Annotated in this window: 20 protein-coding genes; 16 read left to right on the top strand and 4 right to left on the bottom strand. The window is 43.9% G+C overall.

The genetic code is table 11. The features are described 5' to 3' along the window. Nucleotides 1-255: 255 nt before the first annotated feature. Nucleotides 256-1,725: a M48 family metalloprotease gene (locus tag ALT761_RS09085; RefSeq protein ID WP_013784236.1), complete on the top strand. Its 1,470-nt coding sequence runs from the start codon at nt 256-258 to the stop codon at nt 1,723-1,725. Here the strand turns inward: ALT761_RS09085 and ALT761_RS09080 are convergent. Further along, complete coding sequence (locus tag ALT761_RS09080; RefSeq protein WP_129738152.1) at nt 1,720-2,211, bottom strand: TlpA family protein disulfide reductase; 492 nt, start codon at nt 2,209-2,211, stop codon at nt 1,720-1,722. The two genes, ALT761_RS09085 and ALT761_RS09080, sit on opposite strands and share 6 nt — an antisense overlap. A gap of 430 nt (nt 2,212-2,641) precedes the next feature. On the opposite strand from ALT761_RS09080, the gene arsC reads away from it, so the two are divergent. The 4 genes from arsC to ALT761_RS09060 are packed head-to-tail and all read left to right on the top strand — an operon-like array spanning nt 2,642 to nt 4,467. Next, the gene (gene arsC, locus ALT761_RS09075) at nt 2,642-2,995 is read left to right on the top strand and encodes an arsenate reductase (glutaredoxin) (RefSeq protein ID WP_129738150.1); all 354 of its coding nucleotides are present in this window, start codon (nt 2,642-2,644) and stop codon (nt 2,993-2,995) included. Further along, entirely contained in the window at nt 2,995-3,711 is a 717-nt protein-coding gene (locus tag ALT761_RS09070) for an NAD(P)H-dependent oxidoreductase (protein WP_129738148.1), read from the top strand. Before arsC ends, ALT761_RS09070 begins: the two co-directional genes overlap by 1 nt. Beyond that, entirely contained in the window at nt 3,701-4,120 is a 420-nt protein-coding gene (locus ALT761_RS09065; protein WP_013784241.1) for a DUF2069 domain-containing protein, read from the top strand. Before ALT761_RS09070 ends, ALT761_RS09065 begins: the two co-directional genes overlap by 11 nt. Beyond that, complete coding sequence (locus ALT761_RS09060) at nt 4,120-4,467, top strand: hypothetical protein (protein ID WP_197724992.1); 348 nt, start codon at nt 4,120-4,122, stop codon at nt 4,465-4,467. Before ALT761_RS09065 ends, ALT761_RS09060 begins: the two co-directional genes overlap by 1 nt. On the opposite strand, the gene hda is transcribed toward ALT761_RS09060, so the two are convergent. Together hda and ALT761_RS09050 are read right to left on the bottom strand one after the other, a co-directional pair. Beyond that, nucleotides 4,445-5,179 (bottom strand): DnaA regulatory inactivator Hda, encoded by a 735-nt coding sequence (gene hda / locus ALT761_RS09055; protein ID WP_129738146.1) that lies wholly within the window; start codon nt 5,177-5,179, stop codon nt 4,445-4,447. The genes ALT761_RS09060 and hda overlap by 23 nt on opposite strands. Before the next feature lie 10 nt (nt 5,180-5,189). Further along, nucleotides 5,190-6,563 carry a DUF2066 domain-containing protein gene (locus ALT761_RS09050; protein ID WP_129738144.1) on the bottom strand — a complete coding sequence of 458 codons (1,374 nt, stop codon included), beginning with the start codon at nt 6,561-6,563 and terminating at the stop codon, nt 5,190-5,192. A gap of 277 nt (nt 6,564-6,840) precedes the next feature. On the opposite strand from ALT761_RS09050, the gene purM reads away from it, so the two are divergent. From purM to fadE, 4 genes are all read left to right on the top strand, one after another. Continuing rightward, a complete protein-coding gene (purM, locus tag ALT761_RS09045; RefSeq protein WP_129738142.1) occupies nt 6,841-7,881 on the top strand; it encodes a phosphoribosylformylglycinamidine cyclo-ligase in 1,041 nt (346 codons plus the stop codon). Further along, nucleotides 7,878-8,528, top strand: coding sequence for a phosphoribosylglycinamide formyltransferase (gene purN / locus ALT761_RS09040; RefSeq protein WP_126873520.1), 651 nt, complete (start codon nt 7,878-7,880; stop codon nt 8,526-8,528). Before purM ends, purN begins: the two co-directional genes overlap by 4 nt. Further along, entirely contained in the window at nt 8,488-9,231 is a 744-nt protein-coding gene (locus ALT761_RS09035; protein WP_129738140.1) for a DUF3108 domain-containing protein, read from the top strand. Before purN ends, ALT761_RS09035 begins: the two co-directional genes overlap by 41 nt. Nucleotides 9,232-9,552: 321 nt before the next feature. Continuing rightward, nucleotides 9,553-12,015, top strand: a complete 2,463-nt coding sequence (fadE, locus tag ALT761_RS09030) for an acyl-CoA dehydrogenase FadE (protein ID WP_129738138.1) — start codon at nt 9,553-9,555, stop codon at nt 12,013-12,015. Nucleotides 12,016-12,271: 256 nt separating this feature from the next. Here the strand turns inward: fadE and ALT761_RS09025 are convergent, their stop codons facing one another. Next, nucleotides 12,272-12,907, bottom strand: a complete 636-nt coding sequence (locus ALT761_RS09025; protein WP_129738136.1) for a response regulator transcription factor — start codon at nt 12,905-12,907, stop codon at nt 12,272-12,274. Nucleotides 12,908-13,083: 176 nt separating this feature from the next. Between ALT761_RS09025 and cmoA the strand changes: the two genes are divergently transcribed. The 7 genes from cmoA (at nt 13,084) to moeA (ending at nt 21,107) form a co-directional block, all read left to right on the top strand. Further along, the gene (cmoA, locus tag ALT761_RS09020) at nt 13,084-13,812 is read left to right on the top strand and encodes a carboxy-S-adenosyl-L-methionine synthase CmoA (RefSeq protein WP_013784251.1); all 729 of its coding nucleotides are present in this window, start codon (nt 13,084-13,086) and stop codon (nt 13,810-13,812) included. Between the two features lie 142 nt (nt 13,813-13,954). Then, nucleotides 13,955-14,938, top strand: coding sequence for a tRNA 5-methoxyuridine(34)/uridine 5-oxyacetic acid(34) synthase CmoB (gene cmoB / locus ALT761_RS09015; RefSeq protein ID WP_129738134.1), 984 nt, complete (start codon nt 13,955-13,957; stop codon nt 14,936-14,938). Nucleotides 14,939-15,033: 95 nt separating this feature from the next. Continuing rightward, nucleotides 15,034-15,915 carry a kinase gene (locus ALT761_RS09010; RefSeq protein WP_129738132.1) on the top strand — a complete coding sequence of 294 codons (882 nt, stop codon included), beginning with the start codon at nt 15,034-15,036 and terminating at the stop codon, nt 15,913-15,915. Next, nucleotides 15,915-16,724 (top strand): HAD-IIB family hydrolase, encoded by an 810-nt coding sequence (locus tag ALT761_RS09005; RefSeq protein WP_129738130.1) that lies wholly within the window; start codon nt 15,915-15,917, stop codon nt 16,722-16,724. The genes ALT761_RS09010 and ALT761_RS09005 overlap by 1 nt, the downstream gene beginning before the upstream one ends. Before the next feature lie 12 nt (nt 16,725-16,736). After that, entirely contained in the window at nt 16,737-17,960 is a 1,224-nt protein-coding gene (locus ALT761_RS09000; protein WP_013784255.1) for a glycosyl transferase, read from the top strand. 6 nt (nt 17,961-17,966) lie between these two features. Then, the gene (locus ALT761_RS08995) at nt 17,967-19,721 is read left to right on the top strand and encodes a sugar phosphorylase (protein ID WP_129738128.1); all 1,755 of its coding nucleotides are present in this window, start codon (nt 17,967-17,969) and stop codon (nt 19,719-19,721) included. A 150-nt stretch (nt 19,722-19,871) separates the two neighbouring features. Then, a complete protein-coding gene (gene moeA / locus ALT761_RS08990) occupies nt 19,872-21,107 on the top strand; it encodes a molybdopterin molybdotransferase MoeA (protein ID WP_129738126.1) in 1,236 nt (411 codons plus the stop codon).

Raw genomic sequence — 21,107 nt, 5'->3', positions numbered from 1 at the left:
AATAGGATACGCATCATAGTGTAAAGACTAAGCATCGGGCAATACACTTTCTATTTAAATCAATCTGGTAAGACGATTTAACAAGCAATATTCAGGTCAAATGCCAAAGTAATTGATAAGGGTAAATTGCACTAAAACTGGCATAAACCTACTTATCTAGGCAGAATGATAAAATTCATAATAAATAATTGAAACTGAAACGGTACTTTGGTGCTCTAATACGTATTCCAGTATTGTTCAGTAAATCACAGGTACATGAAGAAAAGGTTATCTCAAAAACTCTTGGTGCTGTCTTTCCTTATTACAGCAAGCTTGTCGAGTATTGCGCAAAGCGTGAGTTACACGAATAAAAATGCGCTGCCTGAAATTGGCGTAGTGGCGTCTGACGCTATTTCTTTAGACAAAGAAATGATTGTTGGCGATGCCGTTATGCGTCAAATGCGCGGGCAAAGCCCGCTAATAGCCGATCCAGTTTTAGACGAATACTTACAAGATTTAGGTAACCGCTTAGTTATTCATGCCGAAAATGCTAAATTTCCCTTCCGTTTTTTCTGGGTAGATAACGATGCGATTAACGCTTTCGCTTTCTTTGGTGGGCATATAGGTGTTCACACGGGCCTTATGCGACGGGCAAATACTGAAAGTGAATTGGCCTCGGTGCTGGCTCATGAAATTTCTCACGTTACACAACGGCATATCGCTCGCAGCATGCAAGCGCAACAACGTTCGTCGCCCTTAGCGATTGCTTCACTTATTGGTGGCGTATTAATTGCCATGGCAAACCCTCAGGCGGGTATGGCGGCAATGCAAGCTGGCCAAGCGGCTTCTGTGCAAATGCAAATTGACTACACCCGCTCTAATGAACAAGAAGCCGACCGCATTGGTATTGCCATGCTGTCTCGAGCAGGTTTTGACGCCAATGGCGCTGCCGACTTCTTTTCAATTATGGCTGAAGAGTATCGAAACGTTTCTCGCCCGCCAGCGCGTTTGTTAACTCACCCATTAACTGAATCTCGTATTGCCGATGCCCGTTCGCGTGCAGACGACTACCCTTCTCGCTTTGTTCCGGTAAGCAAACAGTTTGAACTTGCTAAAGCAAGAATCATGGCCAGGTACTCATTCGAACCTGATTACGCGGTAGAATATTTCACCGCACAGGTAGATAAAAAGGCTTATCGCGTAAGAGAAGCTTCGCTTTACGCCTTAGCATTGGCGTATATGCGAACGGAAGAGTACGACAAAGCCCAAGAAATCATTATGGGTGAGTTGTTAACCAAAGATAGCGGCAACCTGTTTTACCTAGATGCCGCAACAGATATCTACATTGCTAAAGGCGAGCCTTTGAAGGCAGTGGAAATGCTGTCACCGTTTGTAGAGAACAGCCCACGCAATCAAGTACTGGCACTGAACCAAGCGAATGCCATGATAAGTGCCAGTCGTTATGATGATGCCATTAGCTTATTGAAAGACTTTTTATTGGTGAACGACGAATACCAAATTGCGCACCAGTTGATGTCAGAAGCGTATCAAAAAGCGAAGCGCTTTTCGCAAATGCATCAAAGTAAGGCAGAAGTGTACGCCCTGTATGGCGCCTACACCCGCGCCGTAGATGAATTACAGTACGCTTATAACTTTGCGAAAGATGACGATCATCTTCAAAAGCAGCGCATTAGGGCAAGAATAAAGCAATTTAGAGATCAAGAAGAGCGGTTACAGCGTTTATAGTGCCCGAGCCTGCAACGCTGCAATTTTGTCTTTTAAGATATCAGCGGTTACCTCACCTAAAATTTCGGCTTGAACCTGCCCTTTCGGGCCCACTATGTAAGTCGCCGGTAAATACGGCGGCTTAGTAATGGGAAGCTGGGTTTCTTCATTAGCCACAATCAAATTCAGCGTAATATCAAACTTGTTTGCCATGGCCTGTAAATCATCTTCCCGTAGCACGTCGTAATTAATGGCGAATAATAAAGTGTTTGGCGGTAGGTTTTCGCTTAAATGATGTAACTCAGGCATTTCTCTTAAACACGGCGCACACCAGGGGGCAAAGTAATTAATGATCACCCAATTACCTTCTAAATCACGCCATTGATATGTTTCGCCCTGAAGGGTTTCAAAGTCGGTTTGATGGTAATAGTAAAACCATACTCCAGCGGTTGCTGAAAGTAACATCACCAATACAATCAACAGCCCTTGCTTCACAGCGTTCGTCATTTTTAGCGCACCTTTTTTGCCGTACTTCTTTACCGTAATTCTTTGCCTTACTTCTTTACCGTAATTCTTTGCCTTACTCTTTGCCGTATTTCTTTGCCATACTTCTTTGCCATAAGAGCAGCGTTATTATTTATAAAAATATAAACAACAATATAGATAACAACGGTGTGCAAACATGCCTTGCTGTGTATTTAATAGCAAGTATTTTCATGTGTTTGAGATTGAGATTACCTTGGTATTTACGCCAGATTAAACGCGTAGTTTGCACAAGCAGGGTTAATTGCTTAGCATCACCTTTCATTTATGGGGCCTACACACCAATATTATTGCGCTTTTGTCACTAATAAGGCCTTAGCACCTTGAAAAATACCTTCAAACAAGCAATAGTCAGCGCCAAAATTTGGCAATGATTTAACGATGAGGCGACATTATGTCTTCGGTTACTATTTTACATAACCCGCGCTGCTCTAAAAGCCGCCAAACCTTAGCACTACTTGAAGAAAAAGGTATCTCGCCTACCGTAGTAGAATATTTAAAAACGCCGCTGAGTATCGATGAACTTAAAACCTTGTTTGGGCAACTTAACATAGAAAATGTGCGAGACATGATGCGTACAAAAGAAGAAGCCTATAAAGCGAATGCATTAGGTGGTGCAGATATTACCGATGAGCAGCTTTTCGCCGCTATGGTAGAACACCCTAAGTTAATTGAGCGCCCTGTGGTGATTAACAACAATGCAGCCCGTATTGGAAGACCGCCAGAGGCCGTACTGGAAATCGTATAATGGGCCCTATTTTAATTCTTTATTACAGCCGCCATGGCAGTACCAAAAAGTTAGCCGATGCTATAGCACAAGGTGCAATGGCTGAACTATCAAGCATGGAAGCAAAAGCTTTCTCTGCATCACCTGCTACCGCTGCATCATTTGTGCGACCTGAAGTAATAGTGCGCAGCGTGGCAAGCCTAAACATTAACTCGAATAGTTCAAGTGATCAGAGCTCAGGCGAAGAAAATGCAGACGCCAGTTTAAAAGAGGCAAACCCTAACGCAGCCCCTACGGTGACCTTACAAGAACTCGAGCAGTGCAGCGCGCTTGCCCTAGGAAGCCCTACGCGATTTGGTAACATGGCTGCACCAGTGAAGCACTTTTTAGACAGCACCAGTAGCCAATGGTTAAAAGGCTCGTTAATTAATAAGCCTGCGTGTGTATTTACATCAAGTTCTTCTATGCATGGCGGTCAAGAATCAACGCTGCTGTCTATGATGCTTCCACTATTTCACCATGGCATGGTGATGTGCGGCCTGCCCTACAGCGAGCCTGCACTGCATCACACGCGAAGTGGTGGTAGCCCTTACGGTGTGAGCCATGTGGCCCTAGATAATGCGGTCACACTTACCGAAGATGAAAAATCTTTATGTATTGCTCAAGGTAAACGTCTGGCAAACTTAGCCAGTGCTTTGTGGCATGCAAATAACCAGGAGACAACACATGGCGCCTAACACGCGTTTTTATCGTTATTTGGCACTGGGTTGTCATACCTTATTAATTGTGTGGATTATTGCGTGGCAGTTTTTTCTTAATAAAACGCTAACGTACTCACCAATATTTATTACGCTAGTTTATTTAGTGCCGTTACTTTTACCTTACAAAGGCGTTATACAAGGTAAGCCCTATACTCACGCTTGGGCAAATTTCGTGGTACTGTTTTATTTAATGCACGGCTGTACGGTGGCTTACGCTGTACCTGAAGAGCGCTGGTATGCAGCAATTGAAATTCTACTATGTGTGGGAATGTTCGTTGGTTGCAGTGCGTTTGCGCGTAAACGTGGACGTGAACTTGGCCTTGGATTGAAAAAACTTAAACAAGTTATGCAAGAAGAAAAGGCGCATTTCGAACAAGGGGAATAATGATGAAGTGGCTACTACCGATTTCACTGTTGGCATTATATGGATGCGGCGGTTCAGGAGGAGATAGTAGTGTCACAACACCCACCCCATCTTCGCCACCCAGTTTAACCATTCAGGGCGCCAGCGAACTCATTGCTGGCGACTCTGCTGATTTTGCCGTTATTGCCCCATCGGGCACATCAATCACCAGCGTAAATTGGACCGTTAATGCGGTGAGTGGTGCAAGCACAGAAGCAGGCAGTATCGCTCCTCTTGCCTCTCAAACCCAAGCCATAGGCTTTGATGTTACGGCAGAGCGAGAGCGGCAGAAAAAAGCAGTGCTTATTAAAGCCCGAGTTCTCGCTTAACCATAGCGACAGAGAGCTTTTTTTGTTCTTGCAATGAGCGGGTATCAAGCCTGGCTAATAAGTTTAATAAGCTTCGCAAATCTCGGTCGCTGTGATGCAACAAAAACTGCAATGCCTGTTCTGACAACCGCAATCCCCGTTGATTAGCCCGCAATCGAACCACTTCCTTACGCGATTCATCATTCAGCGCCGTTAAATGATAAATTACGCCCCACGCAAGCCTAGAACTTAAATCTGGCAATTGAAATGCGGGGTGTGAAGGCCCATGCTGACTGCTACCCACAATAAGTGCGTGAGGGTTTTCTATCACCCGATTGAAAAGGTCGAATAAGGCTTCTTCCCATCGTGCATGACCCGCAATGGCATGTATATTATCTAAACAGATAACCGAGAGGTTTTCTAACCCATCAAAAATATCGAAAGACCACTGGGCATGATGGTTCAAATTTAAATAAAGGTGGTTTACGTTCTGCTGCGCCAGTTGATGACACAATGCATACAGTAAATGACTTTTACCCAATCCTTGCCCACCTAGCAATGTCACTAATGGCAAGTGTAATGCAGAAAGCGACGCTAAAGACGGCGCATCCTGCCAGGCAGGCATAGCACTTGGAATACCCTTAAGCAACGCCACCACTTCTTGGTTTCCCGTATCAACAAAACTGTCAAAGGTTTCATCTGTGGGTAGCGTTACAGGGAGAGTTAGCTGCATAGCAAAAGGGTCATTCATTCCAGTAAAAGGTATATCCTTCTACCACTTGACCGAAAGAATCCGTTACAGGCCGAAGTTTAGATTCAAGCCTTACGGTATTGAGTAAATCTTCCGGGGTGCCAAGCAAAGTTAAATTGTAGGTGGCTACTGAACCAGTTTGCCCAGTTAACATCGCTTCTTCTATCACGCTTAAGCTCTTCAAATACGCATTAGCGTTAGCGTATTTTTTTAATGAGTCTATATTGGCAACCGACACAGATATTTGCACTCTTTCTGCATCTACCGCACGTGGGATCACCGCGTATTGTGAAGATAAGTAGTTAGCATAGGCATCAACCAACTGCTGAGTAAGTGAGGTAGGTTCGTCGGCAAAAATAGACCCGTAGCTTACCTTGCCATTACCCACAAACACCCAATCAAGCGCATATTCACCTTCTTGTGCTTTTTGGGCGTGTTGAGTGAATTCATCCATCGTGAAAGGCGGCATTTCTTGCGCTTCATTCACCAAAGCCGCCGTGGCGGTCACTTCATCACCTGCAAGGCTAGCTTGTTGCTCGTCGTTTACCTGCAGGTTCGTGCCATCAACCATGTTGTCAACGTCACTTAAATCGAGTTGACCACTTAATGGCTGCGCTGTACCTGCAATAGCGTTTTGGCTTTGATTATCAGTGTAGGTATTGTCTGGGGAATTAGTATCTTGAAAAGCGCCGGATGAAGCAGGTAAGCCTTCAGGAATAGACGGCATTTCACCCGCGGTATTTTTATACAAACGAGCGCCAATAATATTATCAACACCATAACGCTGTGATGATGCTGTTAAAGACTGAACAAACCTACCCCACACATCGTAAATGGAAATACTGGCTGAGTCGGTTAAATCCATTAACGGTAAACTTACCGGCACACCACGGGTTTTCGCGGTGTTAACCAACATTTCCCCTACGGGTGTTGGTGTACTTTCATCTAAAATGATGCGTTCGTTGTCGTCAGTTTCTGTGGCTAACCACACAATAGTTTCTGGTCTACGCTCGCCCCATAAAGGCAGGCCTTCACGTTTCATTAAATCGGTCAGTTTCGTTTTATCAAACTCAGCAACATAAAAGGTGTCGTTGCCCGAATAAGAAAAACGGTACGAGCGAAGGTACGCCTCAGGCGTTCTAAGTGCAGCCCTTACACCAGGGTTCTGCAACACCTCGGTATTTCCCGATACCTTCACCATTACCTCAGTTAGGGCTTTTTTTACTGCATTGGCTTGTGTTTTTTGACTCTGATCACTAACAGGTATCTGTGCTTCATTAACCACCACGTGCTGCGTAGCATGGGCACTCATCGTGCACACCGCTATTGCCACCCCTACACCGCGAATTAATTGTTGCTGAAACATACGCCTAATTTTCCTGTTCCGATAAGAAATCAATTTCTTCACTACTCCACTACAACGCCAAAAGATCGTTGCCCGCTATTCTCTGTCATATTTATGTTTATTTCATCTATAAATATAAAAAACGAAGTTTGAAGCCACCAAAAAAGGGAATTCATACTCAAATTACACTTTTTTCACATGATCTGACCCTTATCCGCCCTAGTCAATTGGACTTGTGGTGACTTACTGGTAGAATCCGCGTTTTTCTACCTCTTACTCTTAGTTCTAGGGCGCAAACGTGAGCGAAAATAAAACCTCTCTTAGTTATAAAGATGCTGGTGTCGATATTGATGCGGGAAACCAACTTGTCGACCGTATTAAATCCGTTACTAAAAGGACTCACCGTCCGGAAGTAAAAGGAAACCTTGGTGGGTTTGGCGCATTATGTTCGCTTCCAACAAAATATAAGAACCCGTTGCTGGTTTCTGGAACCGATGGTGTAGGCACTAAGCTTCGTGTTGCTATGGATGCAAACCGTCACGATGGTGTGGGTATCGACTTAGTTGCCATGTGTGTTAACGACCTTATTGTACAAGGCGCAGAGCCGCTGTTTTTCTTAGATTATTACGCTACTGGCAAACTAGATGTTGATGTTGCTGCATCGGTAGTAACCGGTATTGGTAATGGTTGTGAGCAAGCGGGTTGTGCCCTAATTGGTGGTGAAACCGCAGAAATGCCGGGAATGTACCATGGCGGCGATTACGACATTGCAGGTTTCTGCGTAGGCGTAGTTGAAGCCGAAAAGGTTATTGACGGCACTAAAGTGAAGCCTGGCCAGAAACTTATCGCATTGGGATCATCAGGTCCTCACTCTAACGGTTACTCACTGGTTCGTAAGATTTTGGAAGTGAGCAATGCCGACGTAAATCAAGATTTAGACGGCAAGCCGCTTATCGAGCATTTACTTGAACCTACCCGTATTTATGTGAAATCTGTATTGGCATTGCTTGAGAAAGTAGAAGTCAGCGCTATTTCACACATTACTGGCGGCGGCTTTTGGGAAAACATCCCGCGCGTATTACCTGATGATGCAAAAGTGGTCATTGACGAAAAGAGCTGGCAGTGGCCTTCAGTGTTTAGCTGGCTACAAGAGAACGGCAACGTTACTCGTCACGAAATGTACCGTACGTTCAACTGTGGTGTTGGCTTAGTGATTGTTATTGATGAAGCCGATGTAGATACCACTATTGCAACCTTGAAAGAACACGGTGAAAACGCCTGGTTAATTGGTGACATTCAAGCCAAAGACGGTGAGCAGCAAGTTGAGATAAACGCGTGAGCACTCCATCAACCAGACTTTGCGTTTTAATTTCAGGTAACGGCAGTAACTTACAAGCCATTATTGATAACATCAGCGCTGAAAAGCTTGATGCTGAAATATGTGGTGTTATTAGTAACCGCCCTAATGCGTACGGTTTAACCCGTGCGCAAGAAGCCGGTATTACCGCCATTAGCCTAGACCACATGCAGCATGACAGTCGGGAAAGCTACGACAAGGCATTGCAAGCTGAAATTGAATCATTAAACCCAGACTATATTGTGCTTGCCGGCTTCATGCGTATTTTAACGCCTGAGTTTGTAAATACTTTTTCTGGAAAATTAGTGAACATTCATCCATCTTTGTTGCCTAAATACAAAGGGTTGAATACGCATCAGCAAGCTATCGACAATGGCGACGAAGAACACGGCGTTAGCGTGCACTTTGTTACACCTGAGTTAGATGGCGGCCCAGTCATTATTCAAAGTCGCGTGCCGGTTTTCGAAGATGACACTGCGGTAGACTTAGCAGATCGTGTTCAAGAACAGGAGCGTCGCATTTACCCATTAGTGCTTTCTTGGTTCAGTGCGGGGCGACTTAAGATGGTAAATAATAAGGCTATCCTAGATGAGCAAGAACTCCCAGAATCGGGTTATGCAAACGAGTAAACGCAGCTTTGTAGCAGCGTTTCTTTTGGCTTTTGTGGGCGCTAACGCCCACGCAGCCGATACAACAGAGAATAAACTTCAACCCTACGAGGCAGTTTATACGGCTTACAAGTGGGGCGATGATGTGGGCGAAGCTCGCATTAAGCTTGAAGCGTTAAGCAACACACAATACTCCCTCACCTACTCTTCTAAAGTCTCGAAATTCTTTTTATCTGACAAACGCTACGAGCATTCTATTTTTAAAGTAGAAGACAGTACTGTGTTACCCATTGAGTATCATTATACTCGCACGGGCACAGGGCCAGATAAAAAGCTTACCGTTAATTTCAATACCGACAATGGCGGCAAAATTGCGGTTGAAAATGGCGAAGAATTTGTTTGGAACGGTCAGTTCGACAACCAAATATACCGCGTAGACTTGGCAAACCAATTAGCCTCTGGCGAAACTAACCTTTCGTACGACTTTGTTAACTATCGTGGTGAGTTACGTACCTACGGTGTAGAAGTGGTGGCCAAGGAAAGTCTGTCATTACCCTATGGCGAATTCGAGACGGTGAAAGTAAAGCTTATTCGCGACTCTAAGACCCGTGAAACCTTTGCGTGGTTTGCTCCATCATTAAACTATACCTTGGTGCGTTTGCAGCAATTTAAAGATGGTGAAGAACAAGGCGATATTAAATTGAAGTCTTACGTTACTCAGTAAACGTTGCTTACACTATTTGTAGGTGGGGACATCATCGATGGATGAGCCCCACCTGTTATCTCTTTTCTTTAAATCTTCATCATGCCGCGTGGTTGACAACAAGTTAGCTGGTCAACCCATATATACCGCGTTCTAACTTGCACTATAACCATTACTTTTAATGCAAAATTCATGTAAAAATCTTGATCTTTGGGTCATTAAATAATAGGTTTAACCCATGCTGGTCTGACCTCAATTTGATAGTTGCGCACAATCACGCGTAATGAGCCAAAATGAGTGGAACGATTAGCGTTACATCTAACGCCTTTTCAGGAGCGAAGTATGGCAGATTTTATTTGGTTTTTACTGGTAGTGTTAGCTTTGGCAGTTGCCAGCTATCAACGTACCAGCTTAGTAACAGCAGTGTGTATCGCTGGTGGGGTCATGATTTTAGGGACTCTATTTGGTGATATTGGTTTACTTGGTTGGATTGTATTCCTAGCACTTACGCTGCCGTTTACCCTTTCTAATATTCGTCAGCAACACATCACTAAAAAATTATTATCGTTTTACCGAAAGGTAATGCCAGAAATGTCTAGCACCGAGCAAGAAGCAATCGATGCAGGAACAGTTTGGTGGGACGGTGATATTTTCAGTGGTAAGCCTGATTGGGAAAAACTTCACCGCATTCCTAAAGGTCGTTTAACGGCTGAGGAACAAGCGTTCCTAGACGGACCGGTTGAAGAAGTGTGTTCAATGGTAGATGAATGGCAAATTAACCATAAAGATGCCGATTTATCTCCTGAAATTTGGGCATTCCTTAAAGAACATAAGTTCTTTGCCATGATCATTAAAAAAGAATACGGCGGCCTGGCGTTCTCAGCGTTCGCACAGTCTCGTGTTCTTCAAAAGCTTGCTGGCGTTAGCGCCGTACTTTCAAGTACGGTTGGTGTTCCTAACTCGTTAGGCCCAGGTGAGCTACTTCAGCACTATGGAACAAAAGAACAACAAGATCATTACTTACCTCGCCTAGCGGCAGGTCAAGAAGTGCCTTGTTTTGCATTAACGGGCCCTGAAGCGGGTTCTGATGCTGGCGCTATTCCTGATGTTGGTGTGGTATGTAAAGGCGAATGGAACGGTGAAGAAGTGCTAGGTATGCGCCTAACCTTCGACAAGCGTTATATTACTCTTGCGCCAGTGGCGACAGTTATTGGTCTAGCGTTTAAACTTCAAGATCCAGACGGTTTGTTAAGTGAGAATAAAGAGCCAGGTATTACTTGTGCACTTATTCCTCGCGACACAAAAGGCCTAGAAATTGGTCGTCGTCACTTCCCGCTGAATACCCCGTTCCAAAACGGCCCTATTCGCGGTAACGACATATTCGTTCCAATCGATTACATCATCGGTGGCCCAGCAATGGCTGGTAGAGGCTGGCGTATGCTGGTTGAATGTTTGTCAGTAGGCCGTTGTATTACCCTACCGTCTTCTGCTGCTGGTGGCGCTAAATCTGTATCATTGGCTACAGGTGCGTATGCACGTATTCGCCGTCAGTTCCGTATGCCTGTTGGTCATATGGAAGGCGTAGAAGAAATGCTAGCCCGTATTGGTGGTAATGCTTACTTGATGGATGGCGTAACACGCTTTTCAACAGTAGGTGTTGATTTAGGTGAGAAGCCGTCTGTTATATCGGCAATCTGTAAATACCACCTTACTGAAAAAATGCGTCAAGTGATTAACGATTCAATGGACGTTCATGGCGGTAAGGGCGTAATGCTTGGGCCAAATAACTATTTGGGCCGTGGTTACCAAGGTGTTCCAGTGTCAATCACGGTTGAAGGCGCGAACATCCTTACTCGTAACATGATGATTTTCGGTCAAGGCGCAATGCGCTGTCACCCTTTCGTGTTGAAAGAAATTCAAGCTGCGTCAATTGAAGACAAAAAAGAAAGCATTAGTGCATTTGATAAAGCCGTATTTGGTCATATTGGTTTTGCCATTTCAAATACGGTTCGCAGTGTTTGGTTCTCACTGACAAGTGGCGTATTCAGCAGTGCGCCTTTCACTGACGAAACGGCTCACTACTACAAGCTGTTACAAGGCTATAGTGCAAACCTAGCGTTGCTTACTGATGTTTCTATGGGTGTGTTAGGCGGCGACTTAAAACGTCGTGAGCGCTTATCTGCACGCTTAGGTGACATTTTAAGCGGCTTGTACTTAGGTAGTACTACCTTGAAGCGTTTTGACGAAGATGGTCGCTTAAAAGAAGACTTACCGCTACTTCATTGGGCAATGCAAAACACCTTGCATGACATTGAAACAGCGATTGACGACTTCTTAGCGAACTTCCCTAACAAAGCCATTGGTGTTGTACTTCGTGGCCTTGTTATTCCGTTTGGACGTCGCGTTGGTAAGCCTTCTGATAAAACCGAGCATGCTATTGCACAAATGCTACAAACCCCTTGTAGCGCACGTAGCCGTTTAGGTTATGGTCAGTACCTGTCTCGTGAAGAAGGTAACTTGTTCGGTGACTTAGAACAAACCCTTGATGACGTGTTAGCAGCCGAGCCAATCTTCGAACGCATTTGCAAACATAAGAAAGCGAAACTGCCTTTCACACGTTTAGCGGCGTTAGCAGATGAAGCGCTTAGTGAAGACATCATTAATGAAGAAGAAGCTGACCTACTTCGTCGTACAGAAGCAGGAAGACTGAGAACCATTAACGTGGACGATTTCGACCACGAAGAATTAGTGGCTAAAGTGAACTCTTCTAGCGAAATAAAGAAACGAGGAGGCAAAGCTGCTTAGCTTAATCCTTCCTAAAAAGGGCCGCTTCGGCGGCCTTTTTTTATGCACTAAAGTGACGGCTATTTTTTGGTTATCTTTGCTCGTGATTGCGCCTACTCAGGCAAAATTTACAACACGCAATGATTTCATCACCTTGCTATTACGCTAACACAGTAGTGAAATACCACTACTGTATATACAGCGCAGACAAAAAAGCCGGTGTTAATAACAACACCGGCTTTTTTTTATTTTTAATTTGTAACGCTTGCTTGTACGACTAGCTTAGCTGAAGCTTGTCCATCAACAATACTGCTTGCGTACGCGTATTGATTTCAAGCTTACGTAGAATTGCGCTGATGTGCGCCTTAATCGTTGCTTCAGTTACATTCATTTCGTGGGCAATTTGCTTGTTCATTAAGCCTGCACGTAGGAATGATAATACTTGAATTTGTTTAGGCGTTAGCTCTCTGAAACGTTGAAGCAACAACTTCAATTCGTCGTCTACTTTCTCAAGCTCTTCTTCCATACCTTCAGGAAGCCATTTTTTACCCGCAATGATGTCCACAATAGCTTGCGCCATTTCACGTGTTGCTGACACCTTAGGGATAAAGCCTTGAGCGCCTAAGCTCATTACCTGTGCTACCACTTCTACCGTATCGCTACCCGATACTACGCCGATAGGAATATTAGGATATTGTTCACGCAAGGTAATAATGCCATTAAAATATTCACCGCCTGGCATGTTTAAGTCGAGTAAGACCAACTCGATGCCGTCGTATTCATTTAAAACGGCCAGCGCAGCATCAAGGCTTCCAGCTTCAAGAATCTGCGCGTTTTCAAAATAAGGTCCTAACGCTCCGCTGAGTGCTTCACGAAACAATGGGTGATCATCTGCTACAAGAATTCTTGTCATTAGCGTTGTTGCTTCCTTTAGTTCTTATGTCTCTAGGTTAATACTTTCGATTTAATTCTAAAAGCCCTATTCGTTAAAAATCACCGCTTTATTTGATTTTTTTACTGTTTTCCATTGGCATTTAAATTTGTGAGGGTAAAATTGCCGACCAAATTCCCGCTAGCTGAGTACATTTTGTGCAAAAACACGACAGACTTTATGCCAACCCTCTTAAAAAGGTAGCAGATTTTTCATTCGATGAGTCAGTAGTTGACGTTTTTCCCGATATGATCCAACGCTCGGTGCCGGGTTATGAAACTATTGTTCATACCATTGGCGAATTAGCGAAAACAAAGGTACAACCCAATACTAGGGTGTATGACCTTGGTTGTTCCTTGGGTGCTGCAAGTTTTTCTGTTGCTCGCGCTACTCAAGATGTGCCTTGTGAAATAATTGGTATAGATAGTTCCGATGCCATGGTTGACCGTTGTCGACGCATGGTTCAAGCCTTCAACCTGCCAAACCCAATTTCCATCATTCAGCAAAACGCCCAAGATACCCAGATAGAAAACGCCTCTATGGTAGTCATGAATTTCACATTACAATTCATCCCACCTGCTGATAGAGAAGCGCTATTAAAACAAATTTACGATGGTTTAAATGAAGGTGGTGTTTTAATTCTTTCAGAGAAAATTAAACACCCGACCGTGGCTGGCAACGAACTACTGATAGATCTGCATCACCAATTTAAGCGTGACAATGGCTACAGTGAATTAGAAGTAAGCCAAAAACGCGCCGCCATCGAGAAAGTTATGCTGACCGATACCTTCAGCGAACACGAAACGCGATTAAAGTCCGTTGGTTTTAAAGATGTGGTGATGTGGTTTAAGTGCTTTAACTTTACCTCGCTGGTTGCAATAAAGTAGTTGGCATCGCGGTTAAGTGAGCAGCTACGCCAAATGCATTTCTAGCCAGCAATCCGTGAATTAGCATAAAAAATACTGTGAATCATAATACTGTGAAACATTATCAACACTAAGATTCACAATTAAGAATACCGAGAAGAATATGACGAAACCAGAATCAACGTGGTTTAACGACTGCTACAAATCTATTTTAGATACGCCTTTATCGCATTGGCTACAAACCCTACCTGCGCAAATGAATGAATGGCAAAAGAGTCAGAAACACGGTGAATTCGATAAGTGGTGTCGTCTACTTGCAAAAATTCCAACCACCACACCTTCGTCTACCACCCTTGTTGATGAGGTTCGAATTGGTACAGCGGATGATATAGACCAATATACCCAGAAGAAGATATTAGGGTTGCTGCAACAGTTTATGCCGTGGCGCAAAGGCCCTTTCCATATACACGACATTCACGTTAATACCGAATGGCGTTCAGATTGGAAATGGGACAGGGTTGCCCCGCATATATCGCCACTTAAAGACAGAACCGTGCTAGATGTAGGTTGCGGTAGCGGTTATCACATGTGGCGTATGCTTGGGTGTGATGCATCTCACGTGGTAGGCATCGACCCCACCCAGCTGTTTCTGATTCAGTTTCAAGCTATCAAACACTTTATACCCGATAATCGCATTCACTTCTTACCGCTAGGTATTGAAGAAATGCAGCCATTGAACGCGTTTGATACCGTTTTTTCAATGGGCGTACTGTATCACCGAAAAGATCCTATTCAGTTTCTCACCCAACTTAAGCATCAACTGCGAAAAGGTGGAGAGCTGATATTAGAAACCTTAGTGGTAGATGGCGATGCGCAAACCGTATTAATGGCCGGAGAACGTTATGCTCAAATGCGCAATGTGTGGTTTCTACCTAGCACAGACGCCTTAACGGTTTGGCTAGAGCGTCTTGGGTTTGAAAACATTCGTGTGGTTGATAAGAACTTCACAACACTGGATGAACAACGGGCCACTGAATGGATTGAAGGCCAGTCATTGAAAGATTTTCTCGACCCTGAAGATATTACTCGCACCATTGAGGGGTATCCTGCACCACAACGAGCCGTGATTGTCGCGAATCGTAAATAAGTTCACCCCTATGTAATGCAATCGTGATGTTGGCATAAATGTTGTAACCTATATTCCCCATGATGTACGTATTCTGCATTTAATAGGGTTGCAACATGGACATACATGGGTTTTTAAAGACACATCAGCTACCAAGTACGTATGCGGACACTGCACAAAAATGGTTCATCCCATTATGCGAACGGTTAGTTAAGCACCAAGAGGGTGCAACAAATTCAAGTAAAGCCCCATTGGTGGTCGGGATTAACGGCTGCCAAGGCTCAGGAAAATCTACGCTTACTGATTTTATTAGCGCGTATTTAACCAGCATTTACGCTAAAAAAGTGGTTTGCCTTTCTATTGATGACTTTTATTTAGATAAATCGCAGCGAAATGCGCTATCGATAAAGGTCCATCCGCTGCTTGCAACCAGAGGTGTACCCGGTACACACAATATGCCTCTTGCCCTTGATACGTTTAAGCAGCTTAAAGGCAGCGGCCAAGTTGCCCTTCCCCGTTTTAATAAAGCGATAGACGACCCCTTCCCTGTTAATCAGTGGCCTGTAGTGACCGCGCCACCAGATATCATTATTTTAGAGGGATGGTGTGTTGGGGTAACACCGCAAAGCGCTGCCGATATGAAGCAACCCATAAATAGTTTAGAAGAAAACCAAGATCCACTTGGTATTTGGCGTTCGTTTGTTAATACTGAATTATCAAACGACTATCAAAGCTTGTTTGATCAAATCGATTATCGGGTTATGTTAAAAGCCCCCTCGTTTGAATGTGTTTACCGCTGGCGGTTAGAGCAAGAACATAAACTTGCTGTAGCAACCAAAGGCGCTTCTACAGGGGTAATGTCCGATGAACAAGTTGCACAGTTTATTCAGAATTACCAACGACTAACCGAGCATGCACTTAAAACATTGCCTACAAAGTGTGACACTGTGTATTCGCTAGATGAAACAAGAACTATAACCGGCGAGGAAGTAAAGTAATGACAAGAACGCTAGTTTTCACCGATATGGACGGCACGCTGTTAGACCACCATACCTACTCCTTTGAGGCGGCGAAACCTGCTTTAACAGCGTTAGAGTCACGAGATATACCGGTTATTCCAACCACCAGTAAAACCTTCGCTGAGCTACAGCCTTTAAGAGAGCAAATTGGCCTTACTGGGCCATTTATCATTGAAAACGGCGCGGCCATATTTATTCCACATGGCTTTTTCAAAAAGAAACCTAGCGGAACCGTATGGGTAGATGGTTACTGGTGTAAATCGTTTATATCCAATAAAAATTACTGGATTAAACTTCTCGATAAAATCAAAGCAGATTTTGAAGGTGAGTTTAAACAGTTTTCGCAAATGAGTTTAGAAGAAATTCAAAGCAGTACAGGCTTAGACGAAGCGTCTGCTGCCCTAGCAGCTAAACGTCAATTTGGAGAACCTGTACTTTGGACTGGTTCTGATGAAAACAAACAAAAATTTATTGCGGCAGTTAAAGAACGTGGCGCCTATCCTCTAGAAGGCGGGCGATTTATCCATGTATCTGGCAATTGCGACAAAGGCCAAGCCCTTAAATGGCTAGCGGCCGAATACCAAAGACAACATGATAGTCATGTTAAAACCGTTGCCCTTGGCGATGGAAAAAACGATATTGCTATGCTTGAAGCAGCACATATCGCTATACGAATTTTATCTCCGGTAAATCCTCCGCCTTCTGTTAAAAAAGACGAGGTTTATACCAGCACGTTACCTGGCCCAGAAGGCTGGAACGAAATGCTAACTCAATTGCTTTCCCTATAATCAGGAGGACACATGGCTGATTTTTATCAAAACGGTGTGGTTACAACTTTACATAATCTTTCTCGTAGACCAACAGAGGAACTAGAAGCCGAGTTACTCCGCTTTTCACAGAAACGTCCCATGGCACTTATCTTGCCATCACTTTTTTCAGAACTAGAAGGTGATGCCTTACCTCATATTGTTGATGAATTAACGGGCGTACCTTATTTATCTGAAATTGTTATAGGGCTAGATCGCGCCGATATGGCGCAATATAAACATGCGCTAAAGTTTTTCGACAAACTGCCTCAGCATCATCGCGTACTTTGGAACGACGGTCCTCGCTTGAAAGCCCTTGATGAAGAACTACAATCAAAAGGTCTAGCACCTAAAGAGTTGGGTAAAGGCCGTAATGTTTGGTATTGCATGGGCTATGTTTTAGCATCAAACCGTGCTGAGTCTGTTGCTCTGCATGACTGCGATATTGTGACGTACAACAAAGACTTATTGGCTAAGCTTATTTACCCTGTCGCAAACCCGAACTTTAACTATGAGTTCTGTAAGGGCTACTATGCCCGTGTAGCGAACGGTAAAATTAACGGCCGCGTATCTCGATTATTAGTGACACCGTTATTACGCGCACTTAAGCGTATTATGGGTGACAACGAATACCTTGAGTTTATGGACAGCTTCCGCTACCCGTTAGCCGGTGAGTTTTCGTTCCGCCGCGATGTGCTAAACGATATTCGCATTCCAAGTGATTGGGGCTTAGAAATTGGCGTACTGTCTGAAATGCATCGCAATTATTCGCACAATCGCCTTTGCCAAGCCGACATTTGCGATATTTACGATCACAAGCACCAAGATTTGTCGCTTAATGATGAACATGGTGGCTTATCTAAAATGTCTATCGACATTACTAAGGCCATCTTTAGAAAGTTGGCTACCCAAGGTTATACCTTTAGTAACGAGATGTTCCGCTCTATCAAGGCTACCTATTTCAGAATTGCACTAGACTTTATTGAGACCTATCACAACGACGCAGTCATGAACGGTCTTACACTTGATATTCACAGTGAAGAAAAAGCAGTTGAAATGTTTGCCAGTAATATCATGAAAGCTGGACAGAACTTTTTAGAAAACCCAATGGAAACCCCTTTCATTCCAAGTTGGAACCGAGTAACCAGCGCTGTGCCAGATATTCTCGAGCGCTTGCTGGAGGCCGTTGAAGCTGACACCGCAGAATTTATGGAGTAATAGACAATGACATGGCAAGTACTCCATGACAAAGTGAAGCACCATCTAGAATATATCTATGCTGATGTACCCCTTGAGCATTCATTAGAAAGCTTAACCATGTCTTTAATGGAGACGATGGGCATTAAGCCTGATGAAGATGTGTCGCTTCCTCAATCCCATTCTAATTATTGGGACGAGGAAGACATCATCATGATCACCTATGGCGATAGCGTTATTGATGGCGACGAGCGACCGCTCGTTACCCTCAATCGCTTTTTAAATCGCTATAGTAAGAACACCATCAATAATGTGCACATTCTGCCTTTCTTTCCATACAGTTCAGACGATGGCTTTTCGGTTATCGACTATTCAAGTGTGAATGAAGCCTTGGGCAGCTGGGACGATATTGAAGCCATTGCGAAAGACTACGGGTTAATGACTGATTTGGTGATTAACCACTGTTCTGCGCGCAGTGTATGGTTCGATAATTTCATCAAAGGTGAAGGTCCAGGTTCAGATTTCTTTTTTACTGGGGATCCCGCTGACGATTTGTCTATTGTTACTCGTCCTAGGGTTTCGCCTTTATTGCGTGAAACAGAAACCAAAGATGGCACTAAACATGTTTGGTGTACTTTCAGTCATGACCAAGTCGATTTTGATTTCAGGAACCCTAAGGTACTTCTTACGTTCATTGATATCATTCGTTTGTATATCGACAAGGGCGCAAAAATATTCCGCTTAGACGCTGTGGCGTTTTTGTGGAAAATTGTTGGCACTAACTGCATTAACCTTCCTCAAACTCATGAGGTTATTAGGTTAATTCGCACGCTGATTGAACATGTCGACCCGTCTATTATTATAATTACTGAGACCAATATTCCTAACAGGGAAAATTTGACCTATTTCGGTAATGCCAATGAAGCCCATGCTATTTATAACTTTTCATTGCCACCACTATTGGTCAACACCTTGGTAACGGGTAATTGTAAGTACTTAAAGAGTTGGATGATGAGCATGCCACCTGCGCAAAACGGTACGGCATACTTTAACTTCATTGCATCGCACGATGGTATTGGCCTTCGCCCTGCCGAAGGGTTGCTAGACGATGAAGAAATTTCAGAACTTGTGCATACCATGCAAAACTTTGGTGGCAAAATTTCGTGGCGCGCATCTGATCATGGGCAGCAAAAGCCTTATGAAATAAACATTACGTTATTTGATGCGTTACAGGGAACAACAAAAGGCCCGGATAAATGGCAGATAGACCGCTTTATCTGTGCGCACGCCATTATGCTGGGAATGGAAGGTATTCCAGGCATTTATATTCATAGTTTATTAGGTACGTCTAACGACTATGAGAAAGTGGCTAATACAGGTCAAAACCGTTCAATCAACCGTAGACGTTGGGACTTTAAAGAGCTAGAAGCCTTGCTTGATTCGCCCTATTCACAGCATCACAAAGTATTGACGCGATTGTCTCAGTTAATTCGAATTCGTAAAGCTCAGCCAGCATTCCACCCGAATGCTACGCAATTTACGTTGCAGCTTAACGAAAGTATTTTCGGTTATTGGCGACAAAGTTTAGACAGAAAGCAAAGTATCTTCTGCATTAGTAATGTGTCGGATGAAGAGCAAACTATTCTGCTGTCAGATATCAATTTGATTGGTACTGATAACTGGATAGATCTTGTGACTCGCCAACAAATTGCCTTGTCGGATGCCTTTTTGCAATTGAAACCCTACCAGGTACTTTGGATAAGCAACCAAGACTTTGAGTAACCTCACATTCTTGAGCTCTTCATTACCCTTTTCTAAACGGCGCTTATAGCGCCGTTTTTGTTGTAATTTCCTTATCGTCACTGCCTAATACATTGGTTTATTGGCGCATTTAGGTGATAATCACCACCCTCAAATTAGGGAGTGGTTTTCATGTCTTCAAAATGGTTATCGTTAGAACACGCATTGGAAAAAGCAATTGATGCAACGAGCATCTTGGGTGAATCTGAAACCATTGAATTAAGCCGCGCCTTAGGAAGAATTACCGCCTCCGAAGTTCATGCTTCTTTATCTGTGCCGCCGTGGGATAACTCGGCAATGGATGGCTTCGCTATTAATGCAGCTAGTAGTCAACCAGACACGCTTATGCCTATTCAGGGCACCATTACCGCTGGCATGGCCGCAGACGAACCTTTAAAACCCGGCCACGCGATAAAAATCATGACGGGCGCACCAGTACCTCCAGGCGCCGATGCCGTAGTGATGGTTGAAAATACGTCTACTGAAGGCAATCACGTAAGTATTAATAAGCAGCACGCTTGTGGCGAAAACATTCGCAAGAAAGAAGCGGATATTAAAATTGGACAGTCACTGGTAAATCAAGGTATTCGATTACAGCCACAGCACCTTATGTTGTTGTCTTCACAAGGGCTCACCACGGTAGACGTAGTAAAACAAGTTAAGGTGGGTGTTGTCGCCACAGGTTCTGAACTAGCTCAACCTGGCGAACCCTGCTTACCTACCCAAATATATGAGTCGAATCGTATTGGTGTGAGTGCCCTACTTTCAGAGTTGGGCGTTGAGATTATCGATTTCGGCATAGTAAAAGACGATGAACAATCACTCACCGCCCTGTTCAAAGAAGCAAGCGCACGGGTAGATGTAATGGTAAGTAGTGGCGGCGTGTCGGTTGGCGACGCCGATTATGTGAAAGACGTAATAGACGCTTTAGGTAGTATCGACTTTTGGAAAGTGGCAATTAAACCGGGTAAACCTTTTGCCTTAGGCCATATTGGCAATACCTTGTTTTGTGGTTTGCCTGGTAACCCTGTTTCTGCCTTTGTAACCGCTAAACTTCTTGTTACCCCGTTAATTAGAAAAATGCAAGGTGAACAGCAAGTTCGTAAGCCGCTAACCGTTAATGCCACGGTAACCTGCGACATTAAACGTCGTGCTGGCCGTCGGGATTTTCAGCGCGCCACGATAACCTACGATGAAAACTTCAATTTTCTGGTAACGCCGTTTCGCACACAAAGTTCTGGTGTCATGACGTCTATTACCGCAGCCAATTGTTTAATGATTATTCACGAAGACATCAGTCATGTTGAAAAAGGCACAATCCTGCCTGTTATCCCTTTTGATTTACTTTCACCTGAATCGGATCTGTAG

The organism is Alteromonas sp. 76-1, assembly GCF_900654235.1.
In the GTDB taxonomy this organism is placed as follows: domain Bacteria; phylum Pseudomonadota; class Gammaproteobacteria; order Enterobacterales; family Alteromonadaceae; genus Alteromonas; species Alteromonas naphthalenivorans.
Note: the sequence above shows the minus strand (reverse complement) of the source record. Positions and strands in the feature narration are given on the sequence as shown.